Below are 7,255 nucleotides of genomic sequence, written 5' to 3'. Positions count from 1 at the left end.
AGTTGACAAAGAGCCGAAATACTTTCCAACACCAAAAATTCTAGACCCTAATTTTAACGGTGATTTCTTGATTGTTTCCTCGATTAACTAGTCGGCTTTGTGTTTCTAGGACGTTAGCTTTTCACAACCGGGGTCTTAAAAAGATCATTCAAGGCTTCAGACATTGTTGGATGAGTATAGATCATGTCGCGTAATCTTTCGTAAGGTAATTTGGCCTTCATTGCCAATGCAATTAGATTGATGGTTTCATGAGCCTCAGCGGCATACAATGTTGCCCCTAAAATAAGGTGTGTTTTTTGATCAACGATTACCTTATAAAGCCCGCGTTGATCCTCCAAGACACGGGCCTTTGGAATCGCCTTGACTGATAGCTTGAAGGTTTGTAAATCATAACCTGCACTCTTAGCTTGACGTTCATTTAAGCCGACGTTAGCCAGTGGTGGATTTAGGAACGAAGCAGTCGGTATCACCGTTCGATCGGCCGTTGAGCGATCCCCCTTACCAAACAATTGATCTACAATAATACGAAAATCATCCAATGAGATATAAGTGAACATAGGACCGCCATTAACGTCGCCCAAAGCCCAAACGTTTTGTACTGTAGTCCTTAAATGATCATCGACCTGAATAGCACCACGACTGGTTAAAGCAATATCGGTATTTTCTAGCCCTAAACTATTTATATTAGGCCGTCGACCGACTGCAACCAATACCGCATCAAATTTCGCAGTGTTACTTTGATCACCTTGTTGATAATATAATGTAACCTTCTCACCATTATCTTTTACTTGAGTTAGTTGAGTCGCCGATTTAATCTCGATCCCTGCGTCAGTCAGATCTGCTACGACCTCGGTCGCAATATCAGGATCTTCGCGCTCTAACAATCTGGTATGTTGGTCGAAAATCGTTACATGCGTACCAAAGGAATTAAACATTCCAGCAAATTCAAGGCCAATATAACCGCCACCAATAATTGCTAGTCGTTTCGGTTGTTTCTCCAATTCCATAGCTTCTTTAGACGTAAAAATCCGCTGACCGAATTCTAACCCTGGGATTGATGGCCAATTTGGAACCGCTCCAGTATTAATGAAGATGCGTTCACCTCTCACCTTCTTAGTTGTTCCATCACTCATTACGACTGCCAAAACATGATTGTCGATAAAACGTGCTGACCCATCCCAAATTGTTGCTAGTGGCTCATCAGCCACCATGTGATAGTTTTTGTCTCGCAACTGTCTAGTCATCTCACCACGCTTATTAACTGCCGTAGTAAAGTCTAAGCCACGTTGACCATTTAAAATTAAATTTTTAGATGGTAGGCAGCCAACATTGATGCAAGTCCCTCCATACATTTGTTTTGACCGTTCGATCAGAAGCACGGTCTCATCATGCTGCGCCAAGTACTTAGCTAATGTCTTACCCGCCTTACCAAATCCAATAATAATATTTTTAAATTTATCCATTGTTTTACCCGCCTTTTACTAGTCATTTGTTATTATACTTATTATAAGTAAGTAAATCGTCAAATGCAATTTATATGCTCAACTACCTATTTATCTGACTTTATAGTCATCATTTTACCTTCTTTACTTTTATAATCATACTGTCTGGTAGGGTTTGCGCCCGCTCTTGGACCGCCCTACTGGACGCTTGTTATTTCCCATTGCAGCAGTATTATTAGCCTTGCTTGCTGACCTTGCTAGTGTTGTAGCTTTCCTTTGCTGTCAAGAGCGGTTTTATTGCTCTTGGTTGATTTTTAATTTCCCTGTATAATGGATTGAGCAAGAAGTTTTAAGGGCGGTAGCTGTCTTTTCCCTTGTGAGGTGAGGCCCATGGGAACATGGAATAATCTTCAGGAAGGTTTCACAGTCAATGAGCGTCTTCCAGACACTCTCGTTGATGTTGCTGTTTGGCACGTTTTTAATCGCGCTCCTTAGCTATATCGACAAAAGAAACAAATAAAAAAGCCGCCCTGCTCAACTTTGGTAGGTTGCAGGACGACAAAATTATCGTTTGAATAACTTGCCACCGCCTTTGAAGCGGCTTGCACGGGAAGTCTTGTTAGCGCAAGACTTCCTTTTTCTATTACATTATAGCATGTCCCTTAAAAACTGGCTAACGTTTTAGGCTTTGATCGGGTTCAGAATCTGGTTGTTTAATTTCTGGATGCTGTTCAGCAAATGTTGTGAGTTGTTTTTGCGTTCGATTACTGATTTCATGGTGTACATCATTTAATTTATTTTGTAGTTTTATTTTTTTATGGGGATTAGTTGCCTGTTGAATTTGTTGTTGCAAACCTTGATAGGACTTATTAAGATCCTGGGCTGATAGCTTTTTTAGATCATGCTCAGGCTCTTTTGAGGCTTCTTGTAAGCCTAATTGTTTGGTTAACCCGTCGCTAAGCTCAATCACTTTGTTGCTCACTTGCTGGATCTCACTTAAAGCACTATGGATCACGGCTTTATCTTTAGCCCAGGTGGCCACGTAACCGAGTGATCTGAGGAAGCACCCGATGATCATGAAACGTTATTAGACACAAAAGTCACCCATGTGAGTTCTTGCCAGAAGCTGAAGTTCATCCTTCAACCTGGAAAACCCGCAGAGGTGACTTTTTCTATACATCTCGATTTTTCTGCCAATAATCATTAACCGATAAATATGTCTGTGAATCGCCCAGCGACTCCGCTATGTCCATAATCCGCGGTGGTAGTAATCCCACTCGCTGGACAAGTTCGTGATCGCTGAACAATTCCCGTGGACTGCCGGCGAAGCCAAACTTCCCGTGTTCCATAACATACACCGACTCAAACTCGGCGGCGACCCAATCCATGTCATGGGTGATGGTCACAACTTGGTGGCCCGAATCAGCCAACTGATGGAAAATTGCGGTCAACTTGCGCCGGCTTTCCCAATCAAGCGACATCATCGGCTCATCAAATAAATAAATCGCCGGATCCACTGCCAAAACTGTGGCAACGCTCAACAGCTTGCGTTCCGACAATGACAGGTCATATGGATTTTCAGCTGTTTTATCATTCAAGCCAACTCTTTTTAGAGCCGCTAAAGCCCGCCTCGTAATCGTGTCGTGGTCATCCATGACCTGCGCGACATTCCACTCCACCTCTCGTTGAACGGTCGGGTTGAAAAGCTGATCGTCAGGATTCTGAAAAGTAATCCCAACCTTCAGTAACTTTTCGACTGGTTTAAGATCATTAAAATTTTCTCCATCGATCTTAATCACACCGGTTTGTGGTGTCAGCAAGCCCGTCAACAATTTGAAGAGCGTTGATTTACCGGCACCATTTTGGCCGACAATCGCCACCATCGGATCGGCGAAGTGTTTGTATTCAACATCCAAGCTAAAGGACCGTTCCGGATAAGTGAACGTCAGGTGGTTCAGTTCAATTGTGGACATAACGATCCTCCTTCAGCTCAGCGTCATTCACCGGATACCGGCCATCAGCCAAGTGCCAATCCATTTTTTGAGCAAGTTGCTGGATTGTCGGGGCTGGAATCTGCCAGTCAGCTGCCAAATGATTAAACACCTCACCCGGCCTACCCTGGGCTACCATTTGACCCTCGTGCAGCACCCACACAACGTCGGCGACTTCGCACAAATCGTCAATTTCACTGGTGACAATGAAGACAGTCGTCTCTTTGACTTGGGCCAGCCATTGGAAAAATTGCCGGCGGCCAAGGGAATCCATCTCACTGGTCGGATCATCCATAATCAAAACAGCCGGATTAGCCGCAATCGCCGTGGCAATTGCCAACCGCTGGATCTGACCACCGGAAAGACTCTCGGGACGCAAATTCAGCTGTTCAATCAGCCCCATTTGCGTGGCAACTTCTTCAACCCGTTTTTGAATCAGTCCTTCAGCCATTCCCTGATTAATCAAGTCAAAGGCGATTTCATCGGCAACCGTGTCTGCCAACCCGCTTAGTTGGTCAGCTGGATTTTGCAGTACAACTCCATTCATGGCATTATAAACGGGCCAATTGTCGGACACTCGCTGGCCAAACATGTGCCAGTCGCCCTCAATCTCAGCAGACACAATTTTGGGAATGACCCCTGCCAGCACACGGCACAAAGTCGATTTGCCGGAGTGGCTATTCCCGATAATCCCAACCACCTGGCCGGTATGAACCTCCGCGTTAATCTGACGCAGTTGTGGTTGCTCAGTACCCGGATAACGGGTGGTCAAATTTTCAATTACAATCCGTTTATCTTCGTCCATATCTTCCACCCAATCAATAAAATTGCCAATCCAGTCAGACCAATGTGCAGCGTCCGCGACAGGCGATACACGCGCTGGGAGGTTCTGACAGTCCGGTTGGGATTATCAAAACCTCTCAGTTGGAGAGAAATCGACCGCGCCATCGATTGATCCAAGGTCTTAATCACCAATGGAATCAGAACTGGCAGGACTGACTTTAATTTCTGAATCAACGTTTTTTGCGGATTGGTTCCGCGAACTTTTTGTGCCTGCTGGATTTTCCGCATATTGCGCATCATTTCCGGCAAAATATAACACACCGACATCAGAACGTAGACGGTTTTATAAGACAATCCGGACAGTTCCAAATAGGCCGCGTTTTCTGAAATACTCGTGGTCACCATAAAAAAGCCACTGGTCAAAATAATCACCAATACTCGACAACCCAGAGTGGTGGCGTAAATCAGGCCTTCTTTGTAGAACGATACCCCAAGCACAGAAAACAGCACAGTTTGATTCCGACTGTAAAATAACCCTTGGATGATCAGCATGGTGCCAATCATAAACAGGCTGAATCCCAGCGCCTTAAAGGTGATCGAACTCAATTTGGAAAATAACAATAGCAGTGTTGCGACAAGAATTAATCCGGACTGAAGCAATAAATTCGTACTGGCAAAGCTCAACAACGTCATGTCCAAGATGAACAAGAGCTTAGTAATCGGATCGATCACCTGGTACCACTTGAGCTTGACCCGTGGCGCTCCAGAAATCAATGTTTGATCAGTCATCATTTATCATCCCTAAAGAAGTGCACCATCCGCTGCGGCAGCTGACGATAGATGAAGAATGCCAGGTAGGCCACGCAGACTTTATCCAAAATATCCAAGACAAACTCATCGGTAAATGAGGCCAGCCACACTGGTGCATGATTGGCGACCATTACCGCAAACAATGAGTCACCCCAAGCGATACCGGTCTGACCACCCCAAAAGATGACGTTGAGTGGCGTTGAAATGACAGCTGAAACGATGGCAATAATAATAGCAGAAACAAATACTCGTCGCGCTGACGAGAACCACCCATTGGCGTGCAAAACTCCGACAGCAATCCCAATTGCGATGCTGGTAATCACATACACGGTTGAAATTGGCGATAAGGTCAGCCCATAGATCATGTGGTTGATGAAACCACTGATGGCACCGGCAATCGGCCCAGCCAACATGCTGGCAAGAAAGGTTCCCAAAGACCCCAGCCAAACGGGCAGCTTTAACCCCTCCGCCAAGGCTTTGGCAACATAGTTAATCCCCACGGCAGCGGGAATCAAAGTCATGGTGGCAGCATTTAACTTAAATTTCCACATACTGGTACGATGAATCGGTTCTTTTTTCATAATCTTCTCCTTTGGTTTTGATTGTCATAAAAGTAGAATATACTTTTAATTCGACTTGGCACTAATTGTACAAGTTTCAGCTTAAATGTCAAGAAAGCGCCTACCCATTTTCTGGCCAAGTTGTGCTCAAACCGGTTAAGAAACCTATAAACTATCGACTGATTGGCCCATGGACATTTCAATATGCCCATAATAAAATTATTAACGATCATCAGGGGGAAATTATGCTACATCGTCATCGCAAATTATTGATAACTATTAGTCTATTGGCCGTGATCGCAATTGTCGGGGTGATTTTTATCAAAGCCACCCTTAGTCCGGATAAGACACCGATCGCCGTCACTGCAGTTAAGGAAGAAGTCTTCCCTAATCAGATTTTTGAATCATACAAATATCCTCATGACCTGCGGATTATCCACTCAAACGCCAAACTATACTCGGCGCCAGCCGGTACTAACAGGAATGATTGCTCACGAATTTAAACTAGCTACTAAATCTATTTATAATTGGCTAAATCAGGGAAGAATTGGTTTCTCCTTGAATGATCTACCTGAACATGGCGTACGCCAACGGCGTAACGTTGACCAACGATCCAAATATAATCAATCTTTGGGGCGATCAATTGAACAGCGTCCCATGATGATTAATCAACGTAATCGCATCGGCGATTTTGAACTAGATACAGTCGTTGGTCCTCGTGGGCATAGTAAGGCAGTTTTATTAACTTTAATCGATCGCAAATCACGGTTCCTTTGGGCATACCGGTTAAAAGATCGGACGACAGCGACTGTTAATGAAGCACTAACTAAGTTCCTAACCACTTTTAATGGTCCGGTGCACGGCTTTACTGTGGACCGTGGCACTGATTTAGTGGGCTAGTATCACTTGAATCACAATACGGTATTAAGACCTATTACTGCCATGCTTATACTCCAGCTGAACGTGGTAGTAATGAACGCTTTAATCGGAATTTACGTTATTTTTATCCTAAAGGGACTCGTTTTGAGCACATTAGTGCTCAAGATTTAACGACGACGTTACTCCAAATTAACCAGCGACCCCTTAAAATACTCGACTGGCAAATACCGTATCAGGTTATGCTGACAAATTTGTCCAAAAATTCGGATTAAATTTACAATCTACTAAGTAATTATAATTACAAAAAGGTAAAATTTGGAAAACTTACTTTATTTTCCCTTTTTAATGGTCTTAATGACTTGGTATAAACTTATTAAGAGTTGGAATAAAGTTAATAGATTTAACACTTTGTTTCTTGAAATTTTTTGCTTATTTATACTCATTCTTTAGCACCCTCTATACTTTGGATAAAATTAGAATTCTCGCGTAGATATAAGAAAGAAATTTAATTAAATTAGCCCCCCGTAACATTGATAGATGTAGCTGTTATATAACTAGCCGCATCTGAAGCCAGAAAAACATATGCTCCGGCTACTTCAGAGGGTTGCCCAGCTCTACCTAGGGGAGTATCCTTACCAAACGTAGGTATATTTCTGCTAATTGTCCTCCTACCACTTGCAACGGTGTCCAAATAGGACCTGGAGCAACACTATTGACACGAATGCCTCGCTGAGCTAATTGTTTTGCTAACCCAAACATTGTATTTTTAATTGCAGCCTTAGTCCCTGCA

General features: G+C 43.6%; 6 protein-coding genes and 4 pseudogenes. 3 read left to right on the top strand and 7 right to left on the bottom strand.

What is annotated here, in order from left to right:
• Positions 1-113: 113 nt before the first annotated feature.
• Complete coding sequence (locus HMPREF0518_RS00970; protein WP_003625174.1) at positions 114-1,463, bottom strand: FAD-dependent oxidoreductase; 1,350 nt, start codon at positions 1,461-1,463, stop codon at positions 114-116.
• A gap of 448 nt (positions 1,464-1,911) precedes the next feature.
• Between HMPREF0518_RS00970 and HMPREF0518_RS11155 the strand changes: the two are divergent.
• Positions 1,912-1,962, top strand: a pseudogene (locus tag HMPREF0518_RS11155) (hypothetical protein); the annotation flags it as partial.
• A gap of 153 nt (positions 1,963-2,115) precedes the next feature.
• Here HMPREF0518_RS11155 and HMPREF0518_RS00960 read toward each other — a convergent pair.
• From HMPREF0518_RS00960 to HMPREF0518_RS00940, 5 genes and pseudogenes are all read right to left on the bottom strand, one after another.
• Positions 2,116-2,496: pseudogene (locus HMPREF0518_RS00960) on the bottom strand (LtrC-like protein); the annotation flags it as partial.
• Positions 2,497-2,614: 118 nt separating this feature from the next.
• Positions 2,615-3,415, bottom strand: a complete 801-nt coding sequence (locus tag HMPREF0518_RS00955; protein ID WP_003625170.1) for an energy-coupling factor ABC transporter ATP-binding protein — start codon at positions 3,413-3,415, stop codon at positions 2,615-2,617.
• Positions 3,402-4,238 carry an ABC transporter ATP-binding protein gene (locus HMPREF0518_RS00950; protein ID WP_003625167.1) on the bottom strand — a complete coding sequence of 279 codons (837 nt, stop codon included), beginning with the start codon at positions 4,236-4,238 and terminating at the stop codon, positions 3,402-3,404. The genes HMPREF0518_RS00955 and HMPREF0518_RS00950 overlap by 14 nt, the downstream gene beginning before the upstream one ends.
• Positions 4,214-5,005, bottom strand: a complete 792-nt coding sequence (locus HMPREF0518_RS00945; protein WP_023192741.1) for an energy-coupling factor transporter transmembrane component T — start codon at positions 5,003-5,005, stop codon at positions 4,214-4,216. The genes HMPREF0518_RS00950 and HMPREF0518_RS00945 overlap by 25 nt, the downstream gene beginning before the upstream one ends.
• Positions 5,005-5,607, bottom strand: a complete 603-nt coding sequence (locus HMPREF0518_RS00940) for a hypothetical protein (protein ID WP_003625163.1) — start codon at positions 5,605-5,607, stop codon at positions 5,005-5,007. Before HMPREF0518_RS00940 ends, HMPREF0518_RS00945 begins: the two co-directional genes overlap by 1 nt.
• Positions 5,608-5,831: 224 nt before the next feature.
• Here HMPREF0518_RS00940 and HMPREF0518_RS10535 point away from each other — a divergent pair, with 224 nt between their 5' ends.
• A complete protein-coding gene (locus tag HMPREF0518_RS10535; protein ID WP_230472077.1) occupies positions 5,832-6,089 on the top strand; it encodes a hypothetical protein in 258 nt (85 codons plus the stop codon).
• A pseudogene (locus HMPREF0518_RS00930) lies at positions 6,067-6,737 on the top strand (IS30-like element ISLpl1 family transposase); the annotation flags it as partial. The gene HMPREF0518_RS10535 and the pseudogene HMPREF0518_RS00930, both read left to right, overlap by 23 nt.
• Positions 6,738-6,979: 242 nt before the next feature.
• Here HMPREF0518_RS00930 and HMPREF0518_RS09555 read toward each other — a convergent pair.
• Positions 6,980-7,255: pseudogene (locus tag HMPREF0518_RS09555) on the bottom strand (SDR family oxidoreductase); the annotation flags it as partial.

The organism is Lactobacillus helveticus DSM 20075 = CGMCC 1.1877, from assembly GCF_000160855.1.
GTDB lineage: Bacteria > Bacillota > Bacilli > Lactobacillales > Lactobacillaceae > Lactobacillus > Lactobacillus helveticus.
The sequence above is the reverse complement of the archived record's forward strand: the minus strand, read 5'-3'. Positions and strand labels throughout refer to the sequence as shown.

Excerpts from the sequence above, each read along its gene's own strand:
- HMPREF0518_RS00955 (WP_003625170.1), bottom strand. The coding sequence starts at position 3,415 with ATGTCCACAATTGAACTGAACCACCTGACGTTCACTTATCCGGAACGG.
- HMPREF0518_RS10535 (WP_230472077.1), top strand. The coding sequence starts at position 5,832 with ATGCTACATCGTCATCGCAAATTATTGATAACTATTAGTCTATTGGCC.
- HMPREF0518_RS00950 (WP_003625167.1), bottom strand. The coding sequence starts at position 4,238 with ATGGACGAAGATAAACGGATTGTAATTGAAAATTTGACCACCCGTTAT.
- HMPREF0518_RS00940 (WP_003625163.1), bottom strand. The coding sequence starts at position 5,607 with ATGAAAAAAGAACCGATTCATCGTACCAGTATGTGGAAATTTAAGTTA.
- HMPREF0518_RS00945 (WP_023192741.1), bottom strand. The coding sequence starts at position 5,005 with ATGACTGATCAAACATTGATTTCTGGAGCGCCACGGGTCAAGCTCAAG.
- HMPREF0518_RS00970 (WP_003625174.1), bottom strand. The coding sequence starts at position 1,463 with ATGGATAAATTTAAAAATATTATTATTGGATTTGGTAAGGCGGGTAAG.